General features: G+C 76.0%; 2 protein-coding genes. Both read right to left on the bottom strand.

The window, feature by feature from the left end:
• Positions 1 to 5,251, bottom strand: a 5,251-nt coding sequence (locus tag LPU43_RS00775) for a type I polyketide synthase (protein ID WP_229397793.1), incomplete at its 3' end; no start/stop codon positions are given.
• A 26-nt stretch (positions 5,252 to 5,277) separates the two neighbouring features.
• A partial coding sequence (locus tag LPU43_RS00770; protein WP_373321625.1) for a type I polyketide synthase occupies positions 5,278 to 26,833 on the bottom strand: 21,556 nt, incomplete at its 5' end.

Genomic DNA, 26,833 nt, shown 5'->3' with positions numbered 1-26,833 from the left:
CGGTGACGGCCGGCCCCTCCAGGCCGAACGTGTAGGCGACGCGGCCGGAGATGACGCTGTGCGCGCCGCCGGTGAGCCGGTAGCCGTCCAGGTCGGGGGTCTCGTCGCCGGTGCCGTACCCGGACGGGGACGCGCCGACGAAGACGCCGGTCGGGGTGCCGTGCAGCGCCTCGGGGTTGACGCCGCCCTGCTCGAACGCCTCCCAGGTGGCCTCGAGCAGCAGCCGCTGCTGCGGGTCCATCGCCAGGGCCTCGCGCGGGGAGATGCCGAAGAAGACCGGGTCGAAGTCGGCGGCCCCGTCGATGAAGCCGCCGTGCCGGGTGGAGGAGCGGCCGGCCGCCTCGGCGTCGTCGGTGAGCAGCCGCTCCAGGTCCCAGTGCCGGTCGGTGCGGAACTCGGTGATGCCGTCGCGTCCGGCGGCGACCAGCTCCCACAGCCCGTCGGGGTCGCTCACCCCGCCCGGGTAGCGGCAGCTCATGCCGACGATGGCGATCGGCTCGTCGGCGACGGCCGGGCCGGCCGACGCGGCGGCGACGGCGGTCGGGGCGTCGGCGGTCGCGTCGGCGGCGTCCAGCCGGAGCAGGGACGCCAGGTGGCCGGCGAGGGCGGCCGGGTTCGGGTAGTCGAAGATCAGGGTGGTGGGCAGGGGCAGCCCGGTCGCGCCGGTGAGCTGGTTGCGCAGCTCCACGGCGGTCAGCGAGTCGAAGCCCAGCTCCTTGAACGCCCGCTTCGGCCGGACCGCGTCGGTGCCGGCGTGGCCGAGGACGGCGGCGGCGTGGTCGCGGACCAGGTCGGTGAGGTGGCGGTCCCGCTCGGCGCGGGTCAGGGCGGCCAGCTCCCGGCGCAGCGCGCCCGCGTGGTCGGTGGCCCCGTCGTCGGTGGCGTCGGCGGGGCCGGCGGTCAGGGCCGCCCGCGCCTCGGCGATGTCGTCGAGCAGGGGACGCGGCCGGGCGGAGGCGTACGCGGGGGCGAACTGCGCCCAGTCGACGTCGGCGACGACCAGGCAGGTCTCGCCGTGCTCGACGGCGCGGCGCAGGGCAAGCAGCGCGGCGGCCGGCTGCATCGGGTTGAGGCCGCGCCGGCTGAGCAGCCGCTGGGCCTCCTCGGTGGTGGCCATGCCGCCCTCGGCCCAGGCGCCCCAGGAGATCGAGGTGGCGGCGAGCCCCCGGGCGCGGCGGCCCTCGGCGAGCGCGTCGAGGTACGCGTTCGCCGCCGCGTACGCGCCCTGCCCGCCGCTGCCCCACACGCCGGAGATCGAGGCGAAGGTGACGAACGCGTCCAGCTCGCGGTCGCCGAGCAGCGCGTCAAGATGGGCCGCGCCGGCGACCTTGCCGGCCATGACGTGGTCGAACACGTCCAGGTCGGTGTCGACGAGGGCGGTGAGCTGGGTGATGCCGGCGGCGTGCAGCACGGCGGTGAGCGGGGCGACGTCGTCCAGGCCGGCGACCAGCGCGGCGACCTGCTCGCGGTCGGCCATGTCGCAGGCGGCGACGGTGACCCGTACGCCGGTGGCGGTCAGCTCGTCGGCCAGCTCGCGGGCGCCGGCGGCGTCGAGGCCCCGGCGGCTGGTGAGCACCAGGTGCTCCGCGCCGTTGGCGGCCAGCCAGCGGGCGGCCTGCGCGCCGATCGCGCCGGTGCCGCCGGTGACCAGGACGGTGCCGCGCGGCTGCCACGGGGTGACCCGCCCGGCGCTGGCGGCGGTGGTGCGGGCGAGCCGGCGGACGAACGTGCCGTACGGGCGGACGGCGAACTGGTCCTCGTCGCCGCCGCCGGTCAGGATGCGCGCCACCTCGGCCCACGCCGCCGGGCCGGGCTCGGCGGGCAGGTCGACCAGGCCGCCCCAGCGGTCCGGGTGTTCCAGGCCGACGACCCGGGCGAGGCCCCACAGGGCGTGCTGGGCGGCGCTGGCCACCGGCTCGGCGGGGTCGGTGCCGACGCCGCCGATGGTGAGGCACCACAGCGGCGCGGCCACGTCGGCGTCCCGCACCGCCTGCACGAGGCGGGTGGTGGCGACGAGGCCGGTGGGGACGCCGGGGTGACCCGGGTAGTCGGCGTCGGCGAGGCCGAGCAGGGAGACGACCCCGGCCGGGGGCGCGTCGGAGTGCCCGGCGAGCGCCCCGGCCAGCTCCTCGCGGGTGACCCCGGCGGGGTCGACGGCGATCCGCCGCACGGCCGCGCCGTGCGCGGCGGCGAGCCGGTCCACCCAGCCGTCCACGACCGGGTCGCCCCCGGGCAGCACGACCAGCAGGTCTCCGGTGACGGGCGCGCCGCCGGCCGGCCCGGCCGGCTTCCACACCACCCGGTACGACCAGCCGTCGAGCACGGCGCGCCGCAGCCGGGCCTTCCGCCAGGACGACAGCACCGGCAGCGCCGGGGCGAGCACCTCCAGGTCGGCGGGCGGGCCGTCGAGCTGGGCGGCGAGGGCGGCCACGTCGGAGCGCTCCACCGCCGACCAGAACTCGACGTCGACCACGTCGGGGCTGACGGGCCCGGCGGCGGTGGCGGCCATCCGCTCCGGCCAGTAGCGCTGCCGCTGGAAGGGGTAGGTGGGCAGGTCGGTGAGGACGTCGGCGGCGGGCAGGACGCGGCGGTGGTCCACCGGCAGCCCGTGCGCGTGGGCGGCGGCGAGGCTGGTGAGCAGCCGCACGGCGGCGTCCTCGCCCCGGCGCAGGGTCGCCAGCGCCCGGCCGGCGGTGCCGGCGTCGTCGAGGATCGCGGTGAGCGGCATGGTGAGGATCGGGTGCGCGGAGATCTCGACGAAGTCGGTGTGCCCGGCGTCGATCGCGGCGCGCACGGCGGCGTCGAAGAGCACCGGCTGCCGCAGGTTCTCGGCCCAGTAGTCGGCGTCCAGCTCCGCCCCGTCGAGCCGGGTGCCGGTGACGGTGGAGATGATCGGCACGTCCCCGTCGCGGGGGGCGATGCCGGCCAGCTCGGCGCGCACCCGGTCGGCGACCGGTTGCACGGACGCGGAGTGCGAGGCGTAGTCCACGTCGACGACCCGGGCCCGGACGCCGTCGGCGACGAAGGCCGCGACGGTGTCGGCGATGGCCTGCGCCGGCCCGGCGACGACGCTGGCGGCGGGGCCGTTGACGACGGCGACGGTCACCCCGTCGGGGAGCCGGGCGGCGACGACGTCGGCGGGCAGGTCGATCGCGGCCATGCCCCCGGTGCCGGCGATGTCACCCAGGGCGCGCACGCGCAGGGCGAGGACCCGCGCGGCGTCGGCCAGGGTCAGCGCCCCGGCGACGTGGGCGGCGACGATCTCGCCCTGGGAGTGGCCGATGACCGCGCGGGGGTTCAGGCCGGCCTGCCGCCACAGCCGGGCCAGGCCCACGGCGACGGCGAACAGGACCGGCTGGACGATCTCGGAGCGGGTCAGCCAGGAGTCGTCGGGGCCGGTGAGGACGGCGACGAGGTCGACGTCGAGCCAGCGGTCCAGCTCGGCCTGGCACTCGGCGAGGGCGGCGTCGAAGACGGGGCAGGCGCCGACCAGGCCGACGCCCATCGCCGCGTACTGGGAGCCCTGCCCGGGGAAGACCCAGACGGTGCCCTCGCCGGGCTCGCCGGCCAGGCCGGTGACGACCGTGCCTGCGGGGGTGCCGGCGGCGAGGGCGTCGAGGCCGGCGAGGAGCTGCGCCGGGTCGGCGGCGACGACGGCCGCCCGGTGCTCGAAGACCGACCGGGTGGTGGCCAGCGACCAGGCCAGCCGGGCCGGGTCGACGCCGTCGCGGTCGCGCACGTAGCGGGCGATCCGGGCGGCCTGCTCGCACAGGGCGGCCGTGGAGCGGGCCGACAGCGCCCACACGGTGGCGGGCGAGGCGAGCAGGCCGGGCTGCGCCGGGGGCGCGGCGGCGGGCGACGGGGCGGCCTGTTCGAGGATGACGTGGGCGTTGGTGCCGCTGATGCCGAACGAGGAAACGGCGGCGCGGCGCGGCCGGTCCACCTCCGGCCAGGGCCGGGCCTCGGTGAGCAGCTCCACCGCCCCGGCCGACCAGTCGATGTGCGGGGACGGCTCGTCGACGTGCAGGGTGGCCGGGAGCAGGCCGTGCCGCATCGCCATGACCATCTTGATGATCCCGGCGATGCCGGCGGCGGACTGGCTGTGCCCGATGTTCGACTTGATCGAGCCGAGCCAGAGCGGGTCGCGCCCGTCGCGTTCCCGCCCGTACGTGGCGAGCAGCGCCTGCGCCTCGATCGGGTCGCCGAGGCGGGTGCCGGTGCCGTGGGCCTCGACGGCGTCCACGTCGACGCCCGTGAGCCGGGCGTTGCTCAGCGCCTGCCGGATGACGCGCTGCTGGGCGGGGCCGTTCGGGGCGGTCAGCCCGTTGGACGCGCCGTCCTGGTTGATCGCCGAGCCGCGCACCACGGCGAGGACGCGGTGGCCGTTGCGCTGGGCGTCGGAGAGGCGCTCGACGAGCAGCAGGCCGACGCCCTCGGCCCAGCCGGTGCCGTCGGCGGCGGCGGCGAACGACTTGCACCGCCCGTCGGAGGCGAGCCCGCGCTGGCGGGAGAAGCCGACGAACGCGCCGGGGGTGGCCATCACGGTGACGCCGCCGGCCAGCGCCAGGTCGAACTCGCCGGAGCGCAGGGCCTGGCAGGCCAGGTGCAGCGCGACCAGCGACGACGAGCAGGCGGTGTCCACGGTGACCGCCGGCCCCTCCAGCCCGAGCGCGTAGGCGATGCGGCCGGAGACGACGCTGGTGGCGGTGCCGGTGAGCAGGTAGCCCTCGTCGGCGCCGTCCGCGCCGCCGTCCTGGCCGTGGCCGTAGCCGTTGCCGGCGGTGCCGACGAAGACGCCGACCTTCTGCCCGCGCACCGACGACGGGGCGATGCCGGCGGTCTCGAACGCCTCCCACGAGGTCTCCAGCAGCAGCCGCTGCTGCGGGTCCATGGCGAGGGCCTCGCGGGGGCTGATGCCGAAGAAGTCGGCGTCGAACTCGGCCGCCTCGTAGAGGAACCCGCCCTGCCGGGTGGTGGACCGGCCGACCCGGTCGGCCTGCGGGTCGTACAGGTTGTCCAGGTCCCAGCCCCGGTCGGTGGGGAAACCGCCGATGGCGTCCCCGCCGGAGGCCACCAGGTCCCAGAGCTGGTCGGGGCCGGACACCCCGCCCGGGTAGCGGCAGGACATCGCCACGATGGCGACGGGCTCCCGCGCCGCCGCGGTGAGCTGCTGGTTGAGCTGCTTGAGCCGGTTGGTCTCCTTGAGCGAAGCCCGAAGCGCCTCGACGGCCTTATCTGCAGACGTGGACATCATGTACTCCGTACGTGGGACATGGGTCAGGACTCGGAGCCGTCGAGCGCCAGCCTGATGAGGGTGTCGGCGTCCATCTCGTCGATGTCGATGTCGACGTTCTCGTCGGTGCCGGTGGGGTCGGTGTCGTCGCCGTCGGTCAGCTTCAGCAGGAGGTCCAGCAGCCCGGCCTCGCGGATGCGGGCCAGCGGGATGGTGGCGAGGGCCTGCCGCACCGCCGTCTCGGCCGGGTCGGCCGCCTCGGCCCGGTGCGCCTCGGGGACCAGCTCGGTGAGCAGGTGCCCGGCGAGGGCGGCCGGGTCGGGGTGGTCGAAGACCAGCGTGGTGGGCAGGGGCAGGCCGGTGGCGCGGGCCAGCCGGTTGCGCAGCTCCACGGCGGTCAGCGAGTCGAAGCCCAGCTCGGAGAACGCGCGCCGGGGTTTGACCCGCTCGGGGCCGGGGTGGCCGAGCACCGCCGCGGCCTGCGCGCGGACCAGGTCGGTGAGGTGGCGGTCCTGCTCGTCGCGGGGCAGGGCGCGCAGGCGCTCGCGCAGGGCGTCGCCGCCGTCGGCGGGCGCGTCGTCGGCGGCGGGCCGGGCCGCCTGCCCGGCCTCGGGCAGGTCGGCCAGCAGCGGCCGGGGCCGCACCGCCGCGTACGCCGGGGCGAACGTCGCCCAGTCGACGTCGGCGACGGTGAGGCAGGGCCGCCCGCGCCCGACGGCGATCCGCAGCGCGTGCACGGCGTCGGCCGGGGACATCGCCCGCAGCCCGCGCCGGGCCAGCTCCCGCTGGGCGTCGTCGGTGGCCATCCCGCCGTCGGCCCACGGCCCCCACGCCACGGAGGTGGCGGCGAGGCCGCGCGCGGCACGCCGCTCGGCCAGGGCGTCGAGGTACGCGTTCCCGGCCGCGTAGCCGGCCTGCCCGCCGCTGCCCCAGATGCCGGCGATGGAGGCGAAGAGCACGAACGCGTCGAGCGGCCGGTCGCCGAGCAGCTCGTCGAGGTGCGCCGCCCCGGCGACCTTGCCGGCCAGCACCCCGGCCAGCCGGCCGGTGTCGGTGTCGACCAGCGGGGCCACGTCGTTGAGCCCGGCGGCGTGCACCACGGCGGTCAGCGGGGCCGGGTCGCCGTCGACGCGGGCGAGCAGGGCCGCCACCGCGTCCCGGTCGGCCACGTCGCAGGCCGCGACGGTGACCCGTACGCCGAGGGCGGTCAGCTCGTCGCGCAGCTCCGCCGCGCCCGGGGCGTCCTCGCCGCGCCGGCCGGTGAGCACCAGGTGCGCGGCGCCGTTGCCGGCCGCCCAGCGGGCCACGTGCGCGCCCAGCGCGCCGGTGCCGCCGGTGACCAGCACGGTGCCGGAGGGTCGCCACCGCTCGGCCGCCGCCGGGTCGGCGGGGGCGGCCCGGGTGAGCCGCCGCCCGTACACGCCGTCGTGCCGCACGGCGAGCTGGTCCTCGTCGCCGGCGGCGGTGAGCGCCGCCGCCAGCCGGGCGGAATCGACGTCGGCCTCGGGCAGGTCCAGCAGGCCCACCCGCAGCCGGGGCAGCTCCAGGCCGGCGACCCGGCCCAGGCCCCACAGCCCGCCCTGGGCGGCGCTGCGGACCGGGTCGTGGTCGCCGGTGCCGACCGCGCCCCGGGTGACGCACCACAGCGGGGCGTCCGCCCCGGCGTCGTGCAGCGCCTGGAGCAGCAGCAGCGTGGCCGCCGTGCCGACCGGCACGGCCGGGTGGCGCGGGTGCGGGTCGTCGTGCGCGCCGAGCAGCGACACGACGCCGGCGACCGGCCCGTCGGCGAGCGCGGCGGTCAGCCGCCGGGCCAGGCCGCCACGGGTGGCGGTGGCCGGGTCGGCGGGCAGCCGCCGCACCTCCCCGCCGGCCGTCGCCAGCGCGGCGGCGACCCGCTCGGCCGCCGGGTCGCCGTCGGGGCCGACGAGCAGCCAGCGACCGGCCGCCGCCGGGGCGTCGCCGAGGTCGACCCGCCGCCAGCCCACCTGGTACGACCAGCCGGTCACGGCGGCGTCCCGGGCGCGGGCCCGCCGCCAGGCGGTGAGCGCGGGCAGGGCGGGGGTGAGGGCGTCCACGGCGGCGGCGTCGCCGAGCTGCCCGGCGAGGGCGGTGAGGTCGCCGCGCTCGACGGCGGCCCAGAACTCGGCGTCCCCGCCGTCGACCGGGGCCGGGCCGTGCGGCCGGGCGGCCGGCTCGGGCCAGAACCGTTCGTGCTGGAACGCGTACGTGGGCAGGTCGACCCGCCGCGCGCCGGTGCCGGCGAACCACTGCCGCCAGGTGACCGGCTCGCCGTGGGCGTGCAGCTCGGCGAGGGCGGCGAGCAGGGCGGCGGCCTCGGGCCGGTCGTGGCGCTGGGCGGCGACGGCGAGCACGCCCTCGTCGCCGGGGAGCACGTCGGCGGTGAGCGCGGTGAGCACGCTGCGCGGCCCGATCTCCAGGAACGTGTCGACGCCGGCCTTGCGCAGGACGGTGATCCCGTCGGCGAAGCGGACGGCCTGGCGGACGTGGCGCACCCAGTACTCCGGGTCGCGGATCTCGTCGGCCTCGGCGAGCGCCCCGGTCAGGTTCGACACCACCGGCAGCAGCGGCGCGGCGAAGGCCAGCCCGGCCAGGACCGCCCGGAACTCGTCCAGCATCGGCTCTATCAGCGGGCTGTGGAACGCGTGGCTGACCGTCAGCCGGCGCGTCCTGACGCCCCGCTCCCGCCAGGCCCTCTCCACCTCGTCGAGGGCGTCGAGGGCACCGGAGACGACCACCGAGGTCGGGCCGTTCACCGCCGCGACACCCACCCGGTCGGCCAACCCGGCGATCGACGCCGCCACGGCCTCCTCGGCGGCGGCAACCGCCAGCATCCCGCCACCGGCCGGCAACGCCTGCATCAGCCGACCCCGCGCCGCCACCAGCGCACACGCATCCGCCAGCGACAACACCCCGGCCACATGCGCGGCCGTGACCTCACCGATCGAGTGCCCGCCCACGAAGTCCGGCACGACCCCGAACGACTCGACAAGCCGGAACAGCGCCACCTCGACCGCGAACAGCCCGGCCTGCGTGAACACCGTCTGGTCCAACAGCTCGGCGTCCGGCGAGCCCTCGACCGCGAACAGCACCGGCCGCAGGGGCCGGGGCAGCAGCGGGTCGAGCAGCCCGCACACCTCGTCCAGCGCCGAGGCGAACACCGGAAACGCCCCGTACAGCTCCCGGCCCATCCCCGCGCGCTGCGCGCCCTGACCGGAGAAGATCAGGGCCAGGTGTCCCCGCTGCTCCGGGGTGCCGGCGACCACGGTCGCGGACGGCTCGCCCGAGGCGAGGGCCCGCAGGCCGGCGAGCAGGTCGTCGCGGCCGGCGGCGGTCACCACGGCCCGCCGCTCCAGGGCGGGGCGGGTGGTCACCGACGACCAGGCGACGTCCAGCGGGGCCAGCCCCTCGTCGCCGGCCAGCCAGCGGGCCCACCGGCCGGCCTGCGCGGCGAGCGCGGCGTCGGTGCGGGCGGAGAGCAGCACGGGCACCACCGGCGGGGTGACCCGCCCGACCGTCTCGCCCTCGACCGCCGCCGTCGCCGGGGCCTCGATGATCACGTGCGCGTTGGTGCCGCTGATGCCGAAGGAGGAGACGGCGGCCCGGCGGGGCCGGTCCACGGCGGGCCAGGGCGTCGGCGCGGTGGCCAGGGCGACCGCTCCGGCATTCCAGTCGATGTGCGGGGACGGCTCGTCCACGTGCAGCGTCGGCGGGACGAGGCCGTGCCGCATGGCGAGGATCATCTTGATGATGCCGGCGACGCCCGCCGCCGCCTGCGTGTGGCCCATGTTCGACTTGATCGAGCCGAGCAGCAGCGGCGCGGCGTCGCCCCGGTCCTGCCCGTACGTGGCCAGGAGCGCCTGCGCCTCGATCGGGTCGCCCAGCGTGGTGCCGGTGCCGTGGGCCTCGACGGCGTCCACGTCGGCGGGGGTGAGCCGGGCGTTGGCGAGGGCCTGCCGGATGACGCGCTGCTGGGCGGGGCCGTTCGGGGCGGTGAGCCCGTTCGACGCGCCGTCCTGGTTCACGGCGCTGCCCCGCACGACGGCGAGGACGCGGTGGCCGTTGCGCCGGGCGTCGCTCAGCCGCTCGACCAGCAGCATCCCCACGCCCTCGGACCAGCTCGTGCCGTCGGCCGACGCGGCGAACGACCGGCAGCGGCCGTCCGGGGAGAGCCCGCGCTGCCGGGAGAAGCCGATGAACGCGCTCGGGGTGGCCATCACCGTCACGCCGCCCGCGAGGGCCAGGTCGCACTCCCCCGACCGCAGCGCCTGCCCCGCGAGGTGCAGCGCGACCAGCGACGACGAGCAGGCCGTGTCCACGGTGACGGCCGGCCCCTCCAGGCCGAACGTGTACGCGACCCGGCCGGACGCGACGCTGCCGGCGGTGCCGTTGACGAGGTAGCCCTCCAGCTCCTCCGCCCCCTCCAGGCGGCCCGCGTAGTCGTGGTGGATCAGGCCGGCGAAGACGCCGGTGGTGACCTTCGGGTCGCGCGGGTCGAGGCCGGCGTGCTCGAACGCCTCCCACGAGGTCTCCAGCAGCAGCCGCTGCTGCGGGTCCGTCGCCAGGGCCTCACGCGGGCTGATGCCGAAGAAGCTGGGGTCGAACTCGCCCGCGTCGTAGAGGAAGCCGCCCTGCCGGGTCGTGGACGTGCCCGCCCGGTCGGCGTCCGGGTCGTACAGGGCGTCGAGATCCCAGCCCCGATCGGTCGGGAACCCGCCGATCGCGTCCCCACCCGAGGCAACAAGGTCCCAGAGCTGCTCCGGGCTGGACACCCCGCCCGGGAATCGGCAGGCCATGCCGATGATCGCGATCGGGTCGTCGTCGGCGGCGACGGCCCGGGTCGCGGCGGCGACGGGGGCTGCGGAGTGGCCGAGCTGCTCGTGCAGGTGCTCGGCCAAGCGCTCCGGCGTCGGGTAGTCGAAGACGAGGGTGGCCGGCAGGCGCAGCCCGGTGGCCGTCGCGAGCCGGTTGCGCAGCTCCACCGAGGTCAGCGAGTCGAAGCCCAGCTCCTTGAACGCCCGACCGCCCGGCACGGCCTGCGCCGAGGCGTGCCCGAGCACCGCCGCCGCCTGCGCGCACACCAACTCCACCAGCAGCCGGCGCGCCTCGTCCCGCGCCAGCCCGGCCAGCCGCTCCGCCCAGCCCGAGTCGGTCCCGGTCTCGGCGGAGCGCGCCCGGCGGCGCGGCCCGCTGCGGGCGAGCAGTCGGACGATCGGCGGGACCTGCCCGGCCTCGCCGGTGATCCGCAGCCGGGCGGCCACCACTGCCGGGGCGGCCCCGGAGGTTGCCGCGTCGAGCAGGGCGGTCCCCTCCGCCTCGGTCAGGCCGCTCATGCCGAGCCGGCCGAGCCGCTGCCGGTCGTCGGCGGCGAGGTGGGCGACCATGCCGCCGGCCGTGGCCCACATGCCCCAGCCGATGCTGGTGGCCGGAAGTCCCTGGTCGTGGCGGTGTTGGGCGAGGGCGTCGAGGAACGCGTTCGCGGCGGCGTAGTTGCCCTGCCCGGGCGAGCCCAGCGTCGCCGCGACCGACGAGAACAACACGAACGCCGACAGGTCCAGATGCGCGGTCGCCTCGTGCAACGCCCACGCCGCGTCGACCTTCGGCCGCATGACCGTGGCGAGCGCGTCGGCGTCGAGGGAGGTGACCGTCGCGTCCGCGATCACCCCGGCGCAGTGCACCACGGCGGTCAGCGGATGCGCCGCGTCCACACCGGCCACGAGCCGCCGCACCTGCTCCGCATCGCCCACGTCCACGGAGACGGCCGTGACGCTCGCCCCCGCCCCGGTCAGCTCGGCAACCAGCGCCGCGTAGTCCGAGCCCTCGACCGGCAACCGCCGCGACGCCAGCAACAGCCGACGGGACTGACCCGAGGCGACCAGGTGCCGGGCCACCACACCCGCCAAGGCACCGGATGCGCCCGTGACCAGCGTCGTGCCCTCCGGATCGACCGGAGCGGGGACGCTCAGCACCACCTTGCCGACGTGGCGAGCCTGGCTGATGTGCCGCAACGCCGACCGCGCCCGCCGCACGTCCCACACCCGCACCGGCAACGGCCGCAACACGCCCTGCTCGAACAACGCCAACAGCTCGCCGAGCATCTGCCCGATCCGCTCGCCGCCCGCCTCGTTCAGGTCAAACGCCCGATAGGCAACCCCCGGATGCTCCACAGCCACCACAGCCGCATCACGCACATCCGACTTGCCCATCTCCACGAACCGGCCGCCACGCGGCAACAACCGCAACGACGCATCCACGAACTCACCCGCAAGCGCGTCCAACACCACATCCACACCCGCGCCACCCGACGCAGACGCAAAAGACCCCTCGAACTCCGTGGTCCGCGACGACGCAATCCGCTCGTCCGCAACCCCCAGAGCCCGCAACATGCCCCACTTGCCGGGGCTCGCCGTCGCATACACCGTCGCACCGAAATAGTGGGCGAGCTGAATCGCCGCCATACCCACCCCACCCGCACCCGAGTGGACCAGCACAGACTCACCCGACCGCAGACCCGCCAGATCACGCAACGCGTAGTACGCCGTCAGGAACACCACCGGCACCGACGCCGCCTCGACAAACGACCAACCCGCCGGCACCTTCGCCACCCGCTGCCGCTGCGCCACCACATGCGGACCGAAGCCCGGCTCGAACAACCCGAACACCCGATCACCCGGCACCAGGCCGTCAACGCCGGGGCCGACCTCCAGCACCACACCCGCACCCTCACTGCCCATCACGGCAGTCGGGTCCGGATACATGCCCAACGCGATCAACACATCACGGAAGTTCACCCCCGCCGCCCGCACAGCGACCCGCACCTCACCCGGCTTGAGCGCGGCCGGCTCGGCGGGCACCAGGTCGACGCCGTCCAGCGTGCCGGGGCGCGCGGCGGCGACGTGCCACGCGCCGTCCGTGGGCGGGGTCAGCTCCGCGCCCACCTGGCGCACGAGCCGGGGTACGAACACCGTGTCGCCCCGAAGCGCGAGCTGACCGCCGACCGTGGACGGGTCGACCGCGACAGCGGCCAGCACGCCGAGCGCCCGCGCGTCGACGATCTCGTCGGTGTCGGCGAGCACGATGCGGTCCGGGTGCTCCGACTGCGCCGACCGCAGCAGACCCCACACCGCCGCACCCGCCAGATCAACCACCCGATCCCCGTCACCCGCCACCACCGCGCCCCGCGTCACCACCACCAACCGCGACTCCGCCAACACGTCGGCGGCCAAGAACGCCTGCGCCACGCCCAGCACGCCCTCGGCGATCTCACGCGCCGCCACCGGCACCGGGGCCTCGGCGGCCGACACCGGCAGCACCACCAGCTCCGGCACCGCCCGGCCCGCCTCCACGGCCCGCACCAGCGCCGCCACGTCCGCGAAGACCGGCAGCCCCGCCACCTCGGCGTCGCCCAGCACCACCGCAGCCGACACGTCCCCCGCCGGGGCCACCTCCTCGACCCGCCAGGACACCTCGAACAGCGAACGATCGGCCCCACCCGACGCGGCAACCCCGCCCAGTTCCCGCAACACCAACGAGTCCACCGACACCACCGGCGCACCCGAGGCATCCACCGCCACCAAACGCACACCCGAACCCGCACGACTCAACCGCACCCGCAACACCGACGCACCCGAGGCATGCACCTGCACACCCGAGAACGCGAACGGCACCCGAGGCCCGGAGCCGCCGTCGAGCAGCCCGATCGGGTGCAGGGCAGCGTCCAGCAGCGCCGGATGCACCCCGAACGCGGACACGTCCGCCGTCTCGTCCGGCAGGACGATTTCGGCGTACACCTCACCCTCGCCGGTCCACAACCGACGCAGGCCCCGGAACACCGGCCCGTACACCAGGCCGTGCCCGGCAAGCGCCTCGTACCAGCCCGCCAGGTCCGTCTCCGTCAGACCGGGGGGCGGCCAGGCCCCCACGGTCGGCTCCTCGGCGGCGGCCGGCTCCAGTGCGCCGTCCGCGTGCCGGGTCCACTCGGCCTCCGGGTCGTCCTCCGGCTGGGAGTGGACGGCCACGTCCCGGCCGCCGGTGTCGTCGGCCGCGCCGACGCGCACCTGCACCCGCACGCCGCCGCCGGTAGCGGGCAGGGTCAGCGGGGCGGCAATGGTCAGCTCCCGGACCCGCGACGCACCCACCTCGTCACCGGCGCGCACCACCAGCTCCACCAACGCCGTGCCCGGCACCACCACCGCACCCGACACCACATGATCCGCCAACCACGCGTGCGACGACACCGACAACCGACCCGTCAACACCACCTCGTCGTCACCGGCCAACCGCACCGCCGCACCCAACAACGGATGCCCGGGGGCGGCGAGTCCGGCTCCGGAGACGTCCCCGGCCCGCCAGGTCGCCGGGTCGGGCCAGAACCGCTGCCGCTGGAACGGGTACGTCGGCAGGTCCACCGGGCGCACGGCCGCGCCGCCCCCGGTCAGCGTGGCCCAGTCGACGGGCACGCCGCCGACGTACGCCTCGGCGAGCGCCCCGAACAGCGCGGACGCCTCGGTCCGCCCCCTGCGCAGGGTCGGCACGACCACCGGGCCGGCCGCGTCGTCCGCGAGGCAGTCCTGGATCATGCCGGCGAGCACGCCGTCCGGCCCGACCTCCAGGTACGCGCCGACGTTGCGCTGCCGCAGGTACGCGATTCCGTCGGCGAAGCGGACGGCCTCGCGGACGTGGCGCACCCAGTACTCCGGGTCGCGGATCTCGTCGGCCTCGGCGAGCGCCCCGGTCAGGTTCGACACCACCGGCAGCAGCGGCGCGGCGAAGGCCAGCCCGGCCAGGACCGCCCGGAACTCGTCCAGCATCGGCTCCATCAGCGGGCTGTGGAACGCGTGGCTCACGGTCAACCGGCGCGTCCGCGCACCCCGCTCCCGCCACACCCGCTCGACCTCGTCCAGGGCGTCGACGGCACCGGAGACCACCACGGCCGACGGGCCGTTCACCGCCGCGACACCCACCCGATCGGCCAGCCCGGCGATCGACGCCGCCACGGCCTCCTCGGCGGCGGCAACCGCCAGCATCCCACCACCGACCGGCAACGCCTGCATCAGCCAACCCCGCGCCGCCACCAGCGCACACGCGTCCGCCAGCGACAACACCCCGGCCACATGCGCGGCCGTGACCTCACCGATCGAGTGCCCGCCCACGAAGTCCGGCACGACCCCGAACGACTCGACAAGCCGGAACAGCGCCACCTCGACCGCGAACAACCCCGCCTGCGTGAACACCGTCTGGTCCAACAGCCCGGCGTCCGGCGAGCCCTCGACCGCGAACAGCACCGGCCGCAGGGGCCGGGGCAGCAGCGGGTCGAGCAGCCCGCACACCTCGTCCAGCGCGGCGGCGAACACCGGAAACGCGGCGTACAGCTCCCGGCCCATCCCCGCGCGCTGCGCGCCCTGACCGGAGAAGAGAACGGCGAGCCGGCCGGCCCGGACCGCGCCCCGGACGACGATGGAGGAGGGCAGGTCGCCGGTGACGGCGTCCAGCCCGGCGAGGAGGCTCTGCCGGTCGCGGGGCAGTAGCACCGCCCGGTGCTCGAACGCGGAGCGGCCGGTGGCGAGGGCGTGCCCGAGGTCGGGCAGCGGCACGGTCGGGTTCTCCCCCAGCCAGTCGCGCAGCCGGCGGGCCTGCTCGCGCAGGGCCTCGGCGGTGCGGGCGGAGAGCACGCAGGGCGTGGTGAGGTCGCCGGAGGCGACGACGGCCGGCACGGTGACGGTCGACGCGGGCGTCGCCTCGGGCGCCTGCTCCAGGACGGTGTGGACGTTCGTGCCGCTGATGCCGAACGAGGAGACGGCGGCCCGGCGGGGCCGGTCCACCTCGGGCCACGGCCGCGCCTCGGTGACCAGGGAGACCGCGCCGGCCGCCCAGTCGACGTGCGGGGACGGCTCGTCGGCGTGCAGGGTGCGCGGAAGCGTCCCGTGCCGCATCGCCATGACCATCTTGATCACGCCGGCGACGCCGGCGGCGGCCTGGGTGTGGCCGATGTTCGACTTGATCGAGCCGAGCAGCAGCGGGGCGGCGTCGCCCCGGTCCTGCCCGTACGTGGCCAGGAGCGCCTGTGCCTCGATCGGGTCGCCGAGCGCCGTGCCGGTGCCGTGCGCCTCGACGGCGTCGACGTCGGCCGGGGCGAGCCGGGCGTTGGCGAGGGCCTGCCGGATCACCCGCTGCTGGGACGGCCCGTTCGGGGCGGTGAGGCCGCTGCTGGCCCCGTCCTGGTTGACCGCGCTGCCCCGCACGACGGCGAGGATGCGCCGACCGTTGCGTCGGGCGTCGCTCAGCCGCTCCAGCAGCAGCATTCCGACGCCCTCGGCGAAGCCGGTGCCGTTCGCGCCGACGCCGAACGCCCTGCACCGACCGTCGGGCGACAGGCCGCGCTGCCGGGAGAACTCGGCGAGCATGCCGGGGGTGGACATCACGCTGACGCCACCGGCGAGGGCGAGGCCGCACTCGTTCTGCCGCAGCGCCTGGGCGGCGAGGTGCAGCGCGACCAGCGAGGAGGAGCAGGCGGTGTCGACGGTCACGGCCGGCCCTTCGAGGCCGAACAGGTACGAGATGCGCCCGGAGGCGACGCTGCCGGCGCTGCCGTTGCCGACGTACCCGTCCAGCTCGTCGGAGGTGCCGACCGCCTTGCCCGCGTAGTCGTGGTAGATCAGGCCGACGTAGACGCCGGTGCTGCTGCCCCGGGCCGTCAGCGGGTCGATGCCGGCCCGCTCGAACGCCTCCCACGAGGTCTCCAGCAGCAGCCGCTGCTGCGGGTCCATGGCCAGGGCCTCGCGCGGGGAGATGCCGAAGAAGGCGGCGTCGAAGTCGGCGGCGTCGTACAGGAAGCCGCCGCGCTGCGGGACGGCCGTGCCGTCCTCGGCGTCGGCGCGCAGGTCGGTGAGGTCCCATCCCCGGTCCGTGGGGAAGGGCGCGATGACGTCCGCGCCCGCCGCGACGAGGTCCCACAGTTGCTCGGGGGTCCGCACGTCCCCGGGGAAGCGGCAGGCCATGCCGACGATCGCGATGGGCTCGTCCAGGCTCGTCGCCGCCGTCGCCGCCGTGGCCGGAGCGGGGGTGGCCCGGCCGGCGATCTCCCGGTCGAGGAAGTCGGCGAGCACGGTCGGGGTGGGGTGGTCGAAGGCGACCGTGGCGGGCAGCCGCAGGGCGGTGGCCGAGGCGAGCCGGTTGCGCAGCTCGACGGAGGTCAGCGAGTCGAAGCCGAGTTCCTTGAACGGCCGCTGCGGGTCGACGGTGTCCGCCGAGCGGTGGCCGAGCACCGCCGCCACGCTGCCGGCGACCAGGTCGAGAAGCTGGCCACGACGTTCGGCCGGGCTGAGGGCGGCGAGCCGCTCGCCCAGCGACAGGTCGGCGGTGGCGCGGGCCGCCGCCCGTCGCCGCGAGCGGGGCGGGCGCACGAGGTCGCGCAGCAGGGCGGGCACCGGGCCCGGCCCGTCCGCCCCCGCCGGCACCTTCATGAGTACGACGTGCGCGCCCCCGTGCCGCCGCGCCGCGTCGAGGAGGGCGAGCCCCTCGGTGTCGGTGAGCGGGGCGCTGCCGGCGCGGATGGCCCGCCGGTGCTCGGTGGCGTCGAGGTGGGCGGTCATGGCGCTGGTGGTGGCCCAGAGGCCCCACGCGAGGCTCGCCGCCGGAAGTCCCCGGTCGTGGCGGTGTTGGGCGAGGGCGTCGAGGAACGCGTTCGCGGCGGCGTAGTTGCCCTGGCCGAGCGAGCCCAGCGTCGCGGCGACCGAGGAGAACAACACGAACGCCGACAGGTCCAGATGCGCGGTGGCCTCGTGCAACGCCCACGCGGCGTCCACCTTGGGCCGCATGACCGTGGTGAGCGCGTCGGCGTCGAGGGAGGTGACCGTCGCGTCCGCGATCGCCCCGGCGCAGTGCACCACGGCGGTCAGCGGATGGACCGGGTCCACCTCGGCCACGAGCCGCCGCACCTGCTCCGGGTCGCTCACGTCCACCGAAGCGGTCGTGACGCTCGCCCCCGCCTCGGTCAGCTCGGCGACCAGCGCCGCGTAGTCCGAGCCCTCGACCGGCAACCGCCGCGACGCCAGCAACAGCCGACGGGACTGACCCGAGGCGACCAGGTGCCGGGCCACCACACCCGCCAAGGCACCGGATGCGCCCGTGACCAGCGTCGTGCCCTCCGGATCGACCGGAGCGGGGACGCTCAGCACCACCTTGCCGACGTGGCGAGCCTGGCTGATGTGCCGCAACGCCGACCGCGCCCGCCGCACGTCCCACACCCGCACCGGCAACGGCCGCAACACACCCTGCTCGAACAACGCCAACAGCTCGCCGAGCATCTGGCCGATGCGCTCGGGGCCGGCGGCGTTCAGCTCGAACGCCTGGTACGTGACGCCGGGGTGCTGGCGCGCGACCAGTTCCGGGTCGCGGACGTCGGTCTTGCCCATCTCCACGAACCGACCACCACGCGGCAACAACCGCAACGACGCGTCCACGAACTCACCCGCAAGCGCGTCCAACACCACATCCACACCCGCGCCACCCGACGCAGACGCGAAAGACTGCTCGAAGTCCGTGGTCCGCGACGACGCGATCCGCTCCTGCGCGACGCCCAGAGCCCGCAGCGTGTCCCACTTGCCGGGGCTCGCCGTCGCATACACCGTCGCACCGAAATGCTGGGCGAGCTGAATCGCCGCCATACCCACCCCACCCGCACCCGAGTGGACCAGCACAGACTCACCCGACCGCAGACCCGCCAGATCACGCAACGCGTAGTACGCCGTCAGGAACACCACCGGCACCGACGCCGCCTCGACGAACGACCAACCCGCCGGCACCCTCGCCACCCGCTGCCGCTGCGCCACCACCCGCGGACCGAAGCCCGGCTCGAACAACCCGAACACCCGATCACCCGGCACCAGGCCGTCAACGCCGGGGCCGACCTCCAGCACCACACCCGCACCCTCACTGCCCATCACGGCAGTCGGGTCCGGATACATGCCCAACGCGATCAACACGTCGCGGAAGTTCACCCCCGCCGCCCGCACAGCGACCCGCACCTCACCCGGCTTCAGAACGGCCGGCTCGGCGGGGACCAGGTCGACGCCGTCGATGGTGCCCGGGTCGACGGCGGCGACGTGCCACAGGTCGGCCTGCGGGGTGAGCGTGTCGCCGGTTGGCCGGACCACCCGGGGGGTCAGAACCGCGTCGCCCCGGATCGCGAGCTGCCCGCCGGTCGGGGCCGGGTCGTCGGCCACCGCCGCGAGCAGGGCCACCGCCCCGGCGTCCAGCGGACCGTCGAGGTCGGCGAGCACGATGCGGCCCGGGTGCTCCGACTGCGCCGACCGCAGCAGACCCCACACCGCCGCACCCGCCAGGTCGGCCACCCGATCGCCCGGCTGCGCCGACACGGCGTTTCGGCCGACCACGACGAGCCGCGCGTCGGCGAGCACGTCGGCACCCAGCCACGCCTGCACGACGCCCAGTGCGCCCGACGTCACCGACCGGACCAGCTCCGGCAGGTCGCCCCCGCCCGGCGCCCCATCCGTGACGGGCAGCAGCAGGAGGCCCGGCGTCGCCCGGCCCGCCTCCACGGCCCGCACCAGCGCCGCCACGTCCGCGAACACCGGCAGCCCCGCCACCTCGGCGTCACCCAGCACCACCGCGCCCGACACGTCCCCCGCCGGGGCCACCTCCTCGACCCGCCAGGACACCTCGAACAGCGAACGATCGGCCGACGCGACGACCCCGCCCAGTTCCCGCAACACCAACGAGTCCACCGACACCACCGGCGCACCCGAGGCATCCACCGCCACCAACCGCACACCCGAACCCACACGACTCAACCGCACCCGCAACACCGACGCACCCGAGGCATGCACCTGCACACCCGAGAACGCGAACGGCACCCGAGGCCCGTCACCCTCCCCGCTGAGCAACAACCCGATCGGGTGCAGGGCCGCGTCCAGCAACGCCGGATGCACCCCGAACGCCGACACGTCCGCCGCCTCGTCCGGCAGCACGACCTCCGCGTACACCTCACCCTCGCCGGCCCACACCCGACGCAGGCCCCGGAACACCGGCCCGTACACCAGGCCGTGCCCGGCAAGCGCCTCGTACCAGCCCGCCAGGTCCGTCTCCGGCACACCAACCGGCGGCCACGCCCCCACCGCAGGCTCCTCGGCGGCGGCCGGCTCCAGCAGGCCCTCCGCGTGCCGCACCCACTCCGCCTCGGCGTCGTCCTCGGCCTGCGAATGCACCGTCACCTGGCGGACGCCGCCCTCGGCCGCACCCACCCGCACCTGCACCCGCACCCCACCCGAGGCCGGCAACACCAACGGCGCGGAAACCGTCAACTCCCGCACCCGCGACGCACCCACCTCGTCACCCGCACGCACCACCAGCTCCACCAACGCCGTGCCCGGCACCACCACCGCACCCGACACCACATGATCCGCCAACCACGCGTGCGACGACACCGACAACCGACCCGTCAACACCACCTCGTCGTCACCGGCAAGACGCACCGCCGCACCCAACAACGGATGCCCGGCCACCCCCAGCCCCGCCCCGGACACGTCACCGACGCGCCACGAACCCACCTCGGGCCAGAACCGCTGCCGCTGGAACGCATACGTCGGCAGGTCCACCCGCGCCGCCCCGGAACCGGCGAAGACGGCGGCCCAGTCGACGGGTACGCCGGCGGTGTGCAGGTCGCCCAGCGCGGTGAGGAGCTGGCGGGGACCGTGCTCGTCGCGGCGCAGCGAGCCGACGACGACGCCGGGCTGCCCGGCGGCGGCCCGGTCGAGGGCGTCCTGCACCACGACCTTGAGCACGGGGTGCGGGCTGACCTCGACGAACGTGCGGAAGCCGGCGTCGATCAGCGCGTCGACCACGGGGGCGAGGCGGACCGGCTCGCGCAGGTTCCGGTACCAGTAGTCGGCGTCCAGCCCGGTGGTGTCGAGGCGCTCGCCGGTGACGGTCGAGTGGAAGGCCACCTCCGCCGGGTGGGCCTCGATCACGCCGAACGAGGCGGCCAGGTCCTCGCGGACGGCCTCGACGTGGCCGGAGTGGGACGCGAAGTCCACCGCGACCCGGCGGGCCCGGATGCCGCGCTCCGCGCAGGCGGCGAGCAGCTCGTCGATCGGGCCGACGTCGCCCGCCACCACGGTCGCGGCGGCGCCGTTGAGTGCGGCGACGGAGAGCGCCCGCGCCCACGGGGCGATGAGCAGCTCGGTGTCGGCGGCGGGCAGCGGCACGGAGACCATGCCGCCCCGCCCGGAGATGGCCAGCAGGCCCCGGCTGCGGGCGACGACGAGCCGCACCGCGTCGGGCAGGGTGAGCGCGCCGACGACGCAGGCGGCGGCGATCTCGCCCTGCGAGTGGCCGACGACGGCGTCGGGCCGGACGCCGCAGGCCCTCCACACCTCCGCGAGGGAGACCATGATGGAGAAGAGCAGCGGCTGGACGACGTCCACCCGGTCCGCCGGCGGGGCCCCGGGCGCGCCCCGCAGGACGTCCTCGATGTTCCAGTCGACGAGGTGGGACAGCTCCGCCGCGCACTGCGCCATCCGGTCGCGGAAGACGGGCGAGGAGTCCAGGAGGTCGAGGGCCATCCCGGCCCACTGCGAGCCCTGGCCGGGGAAGACGAAGACAACCTTCGGCGTACCGTCGGCGACGGCGGGGTGGTCGGCGTCGGCGAGCGCGGCGAGCCCGGCCAGCGCGGTCTCCCGGTCGGCGGCCACCGCGACCCGCCGGTGCGGGTGGTGGGCGCGGCCGGTGGCGAGCGAGTACCCGAGGTCGGCGAGGTCGAGGCCCGGCGCGTCGGCGAGGTGGGCCCGGACCCGCTCGGCCTGGTCGCGCAGCGCACGGGCGTCGCGGGCCGAGACGAGCAGCGGTACGGCGTCGGCGGCGACCAGTCCGGGCGGCGGGCCGGGGCGCTCGGGGCGGGGCGCGGCGGCGTCGGCCGGGGCCTGCTCGATGATGGCGTGGGCGTTGGTGCCGCTGATGCCGAAGGAGGAGACGGCGGCCCTGCGGGGCCGGTCCAGGACCGGCCAGGGGGCGGCCTCGGTGGTGAGGGTGACCGCCCCGGCCGCCCAGTCGACGTGCGGGGACGGCTCGTCCACGTGCAGGGTCGGCGGGACGAGGCCGTGCCGCATCGCGAGGACCATCTTGATGATGCCGGCGACGCCGGCGGCGGCCTGGGTGTGCCCGATGTTCGACTTGATCGAGCCGAGCAGCAGGGGCCGACCTTCGGGCCGGTCCTGCCCGTACGTGGCCAGGAGCGCCTGCGCCTCGATCGGGTCACCGAGGGTCGTGCCGGTGCCGTGGGCCTCGACGGCGTCCACGTCGGCGGCGGTGAGCCGGGCGTTGGCGAGGGCCTGCCGGATCACCCGCTGCTGCGACGGCCCGTTCGGGGCGGTGAGGCCGTTCGACGCGCCGTCCTGGTTCACGGCGGTCCCCCGGATCACGGCGAGGACGCGGTGGCCGCGCCGCCGGGCGTCGGAAAGGCGCTCGACCAGGAGGATGCCGACGCCCTCGCCCCAGCCGGTGCCGTCGGCCGACGCGGCGAACGCCTTGCACCGCCCGTCGGGTGCGAGGCCGCCCTGGCGGGAGAACTCGGAGAACATGCCGGGCTGGGCCATCAGGGCGACGCCCCCGGCGAGGGCCATCTCGCACTCGCCGGAGCGCAGCGCCTGCGCGGCCAGGTGCAAGGCGACCAGGGACGACGAGCAGGCGGTGTCGACGGTGACGGCCGGCCCCTCCAGGCCGAACGTGTAGGCGACCCGGCCGGACGCGACACTGCCGGCGGTGCCGGTGAGCAGATGCCCTTCCAGTCCGTCGAGGCCGTCGCCGCCGGTGGCGGCGTAGCCGGAGGAGGCGGCGCCGATGAAGACGCCGGTGACGGTGCCGTGGCCGCTGGCGGGGTCGAGGCCGGCGTGCTCGAACGCCTCCCACGAGGTCTCCAGCAGCAGCCGCTGCTGCGGGTCCATCGCCAGGGCCTCACGCGGGCTGATGCCGAAGAACCCGGGGTCGAACTCGCCCGCGTCGTAGAGGAAGCCGCCCTGCCGGGTCGTGGACGTGCCCGCCCGGTCGGCGTCCGGGTCGTACAGCCCGTCGAGGTCCCAACCCCGATCGGTCGGGAACCCCCCGATCGCGTCCCCACCCGAGGCGACAAGCTCCCAGAGCTGCTCCGGACTGGACACCCCGCCGGGGTAGCGGCAGGCCATGCCGATGATGGCGATGGGCTCGTCGGAGCCCGCCGTGCCGGCGGCGCGGGCGATGGCTCGGCCGGCGCTCGTGGTGTCGCCGAGCTGCTCGTGCAGGTGCTCGGCCAAGCGCTCCGGCGTCGGGTAGTCGAAGACGAGGGTGGCGGGCAGCCGCAGCCCCGTCGCTCCCGCGAGCCGGTTACGCAGCTCGACCGACGTCAGCGAGTCGAAGCCCAGCTCCTTGAACGCCCGACCACCCGGCACCGCCTGCGCCGACGCGTGCCCGAGCACCGCCGCCGCCTGCGCACACACCAACTCCACCAGCAACCGGCGCGCCTCGTCCCGCGCCAGCCCCGCCAGCCGCTCCGCCCAGCCCGGTCCCGTGGGGCTTGACGCGCCGCCGGCCTGGCGGCGTCCGCCGGTCCGGGCGAGCAGCCGCAGGATCGGCGGAACCTGGTCGGCGTCCCCGGTGATGCGGAGGCGGGCCGCCGCGATCGTCGGCAGTGGCCTGGCGGTGGCCGCGTCGAGCAGGGCGCTGCCCTCGGCGGCGGTCAGTGCGCTCATGCCGAACCGCCGCAGCCGCCGCTCGTCGTCGCCGTCGAGGTGGGCGGTCATGGCGCTGGCGGCGGCCCACATGCCCCAGCCGATGCTGGTGGCCGGCAGCCCCCGGTCGTGGCGGTGTTGGGCGAGGGCGTCGAGGAACGCGTTCGCGGCGGCGTAGTTGCCCTGGCCGGGCGAGCCCAGCGTCGCCGCGACCGACGAGAACAACACGAACGCCGACAGATCCAGATGCGCGGTCGCCTCGTGCAACGCCCACCCGGCGTCCACCTTCGGTCGCATCACGGCGGCGACGTCGTCGGCGGAGAGCGACGTGACGACCGCGTCGGCCACGACGCCCGCGCAGTGCACCACGGCGGTCAGCGGATGCGCCGCGTCCACCCCGGCCACGAGCCGCCGCACCTGCTCCGGATCACCCACATCCACCGAGACGGCCGTGACACTCGCCCCCGCCCCGGTCAGCTCGCTCACCAGCGCCGCGTAGTCCGAACCCTCGACCGGCAACCGCCGCGACGCCAACACCAGCCGACGGGACTGACCCGAGGCGACCAGATGCCGGGCCACCACACCCGCCAAGGCACCAGATGCGCCCGTGACCAGCGTCGTCCCCTCCGGATCGACCGGAACGGGGACGGTCAGCACGACCTTGCCGACGTGCTTGGCCTGGCTGATGTGCCGCAACGCCTGACGCGCGTGCCGCACGTCCCATGCCCGCACCGGCAACGGCGTCAAAGCGCCACTGTCGAAAAGCTCCAGCAGTTCGCCGAGCATCTGCCCGATCCGGGTGCTGCCCGCCTCGTTCAGGTCAAACGCCCGATAGGCAACCCCCGGATGCTCCACAGCCACCACAGCCGCATCACGCACATCCGACTTGCCCATCTCCACGAACCGACCGCCACGCGGCAACAACCGCAACGACGCATCCACGAACTCACCCGCAAGCGCGTCCAACACCACATCCACACCCGCGCCACCCGACGCAGACGCAAACAACCCCTCGAACTCCGTCGACCGCGACGACGCAATCCGCTCCTCAGCCACACCCAGGCCCCGCAGCGTGCCCCACTTGCCGGGGCTCGCCGTCGCATACACCGTCGCACCGAAATGCCGGGCAAGCTGAATCGCCGCCATACCCACCCCACCCGCACCCGAGTGGACCAGCACAGACTCGCCCGAGCGCAGACCCGCCAGATCACGCAACGCGTAGTACGCCGTGAGGAAGACCAGCGGGACGGACGCCGCCTCGGTGAACGACCAGCCGGCGGGGATCTTGGCCACCCGCTCGCGCTCGGCGACGACCTGCGGGCCGAACCCGGGCTCGAACATGCCCATGACCCGGTCGCCGGGGGCGAGGCCGTCGACGCCGGGGCCGACCTCCAGGACGACGCCCGCGCCCTCGCTGCCCATCCGGGCCGCCGGGTCCGGGTACATGCCGAGCGCGATGAGCACGTCGCGGAAGTTCACGCCGGTGGCGCGCACGGCGATCCGCACCTGCCCGCTCCCCAGCTCGGCGGCCGGGGCGGGGACCAGGTCCACGCCGTCGAGGGTGCCGGGGGCGACCGGCGCGAGGTGCCAGAGGCCCGACGCCGGGGGCGTCAGCTCGTCGCCGGCCAGGCGCGCCATCCGGGGTACGCGCACCGCGCCGCCCCGGATCGCGAGCTGCCCGCCGGTCGGGGCCGGGTCGTCGGCCACCGCCGCGAGCAGGGCCACCGCCCCGGCGTCCAGCGCACCGTCGAGGTCGGCGAGCACGATCCGGCCCGGATGCTCCGACTGCGCCGACCGCAGCAGACCCCACACCGCCGCACCCGCCAGATCAACCACCCGATCCCCGTCACCCGCCACCACCGCGCCCCGCGTCACCACCACCAACCGCGACTCCACCAACACCTCGGCGGCCAAGAACGCCTGCACCACACCCAGCACGCTCGTCGTCGCCGCCCGCGCCGCCTCCGGCACCGACGCCTGGCCGGCGGAGACCGGCAGCAGCAGGAGCCCCGGCGCCGTCCGGCCCGTCTCCACCGCGTCGAGCAGCGCCGCCACGTCCGCGAAGACCAGCAGGCCCGCCACCTCGGCGTCGCCCAGCGCCACCGCGCCCGACACGGCCCCGGCCGGGACCACGTCCTCGACCCGCCAGGACACCTCGAACAGGGAGCGGTCCGCCGCGCTGGGGGCCGAGACGGCGCCCATCTCGCGCAGGACGAGCGAGTCGACGGAGACGACCGGCGCGCCGTTCTCGTCGGCGGCGACGAGGCGCACCGACGAGCCGGACCGGGTCAGCCGCACCCGCAGCGTGCGGGCGCCGGAGGCGTGCACCTGCACGCCGGAGAACGCGAACGGCACCCGGGGGCCGGTGCCGGTGCCGGCGTCGAGCAGCCCGATCGGGTGCAGGGCGGCGTCCAGCAGCGCCGGATGCACCCCGAAGCCCGCGGCGTCGCCCGCCGCCTCGTCGGGCAGGGCGACCTCGGCATACACCTCGCCGTCGCCGGTCCACACCCGACGCAGCCCCCGGAACATTGGCCCGTACGACAGGCCGTGCTCGGCGAAGGCCGGGTACCAGCCGGTTAGCTCCACCTCGGACGCCCCGACGGGCGGCCACGCCCCAACGGTCGGCTCCTCGACGACGGCGGGCTCCAGCAGGCCCTCGGCGTGCCGCACCCACTCCGCCTCGGCGTCCTCCTCGGCCTGCGAGTGCACCGTCACCTGACGGAGGCCACCCTCGGCCGCACCCACCCGCACCTGCACCCGCACCCCACCCGAGGCCGGCAACACCAACGGCGCAGAAACCGTCAACTCCCGCACCCGCGACGCACCCACCTCGTCACCCGCACGCACCACCAACTCCACCAACGCCGTGCCCGGCACCACCACCGCACCCGACACCACATGATCGGCCAACCACGCGTGCGACGACACCGACAACCGACCCGTCAACACCACCTCGTCGTCACCGGCCAACCGCACCGCCGCACCCAACAACGGATGCCCGGCCACCCCCAGACCCGCCCCGGACACGTCACCGACGCGCCACGAACCCACCTCAGGCCAGAACCGCTGCCGCTGGAACGCATACGTCGGCAGGTCCACCCGCGCCGCCCCGGAACCGGCGAGCCAGGGCCGCCAGTCGACGGGTACGCCGTGGACGTGCAGCTCGGCGAGGGCGGCGAGCAGGGCGTGCGCATCGGGTCGGTCCCGCCGCTGCGCCGCCACGGCCAGCACCGTGTCGCCGTCCGGCAGCGCGTCGGCCGTCAGCGCGGTCAGCACGCTGCGCGGGCCGATCTCCAGGAACGTGTCCACACCGGCCGCCCGCAGCGCGGCGACCCCGTCGGCGTACCGGACGGCCTCGCGCACGTGCCGCACCCAGTAGTCGGGGCTGCGCAGCTCGTCGCCCTCGGCGAGGGCCCCGGTCACGTTCGACACCACGGGCAGCGTCGGCGCGGAGAACGTCAACCGGCCGAGCAGCGCCCGGAACTTCTCCAGCATCGGCTCCATCAGCGGGCTGTGGAACGCGTGACTCACCGCCAACCGGCGGGTCCGCGCACCCCGCTCCCGCCACACCCGCTCCACCTCGTCCAGGGCGTCCACGGCACCGGAGACGACCACGGCCGACGGGCCGTTCACGGCGGCGATCCCGACCCGGTCGGTCAGCCCGTCGAGTGAGGCGAGCACGTCGGCCTCGGCGGCGGCGACGGCGAGCATCCCGCCGCCGGCCGGCAGCGCCTGCATCAACCGCCCCCGCGCCGCCACCAGGGCGCACGCGTGCTCCAGGGACAACACCCCCGCCACGTACGCGGCCGTGACCTCACCGATCGAGTGCCCGCCCACGAAGTCCGGCACCACGCCGAACGACCCC

Origin of the sequence: Micromonospora okii (genome assembly GCF_020884795.1) — a bacterium.
GTDB lineage: Bacteria > Actinomycetota > Actinomycetes > Mycobacteriales > Micromonosporaceae > Micromonospora > Micromonospora okii.
Note: the sequence above shows the minus strand (reverse complement) of the source record. Positions and strands in the feature narration are given on the sequence as shown.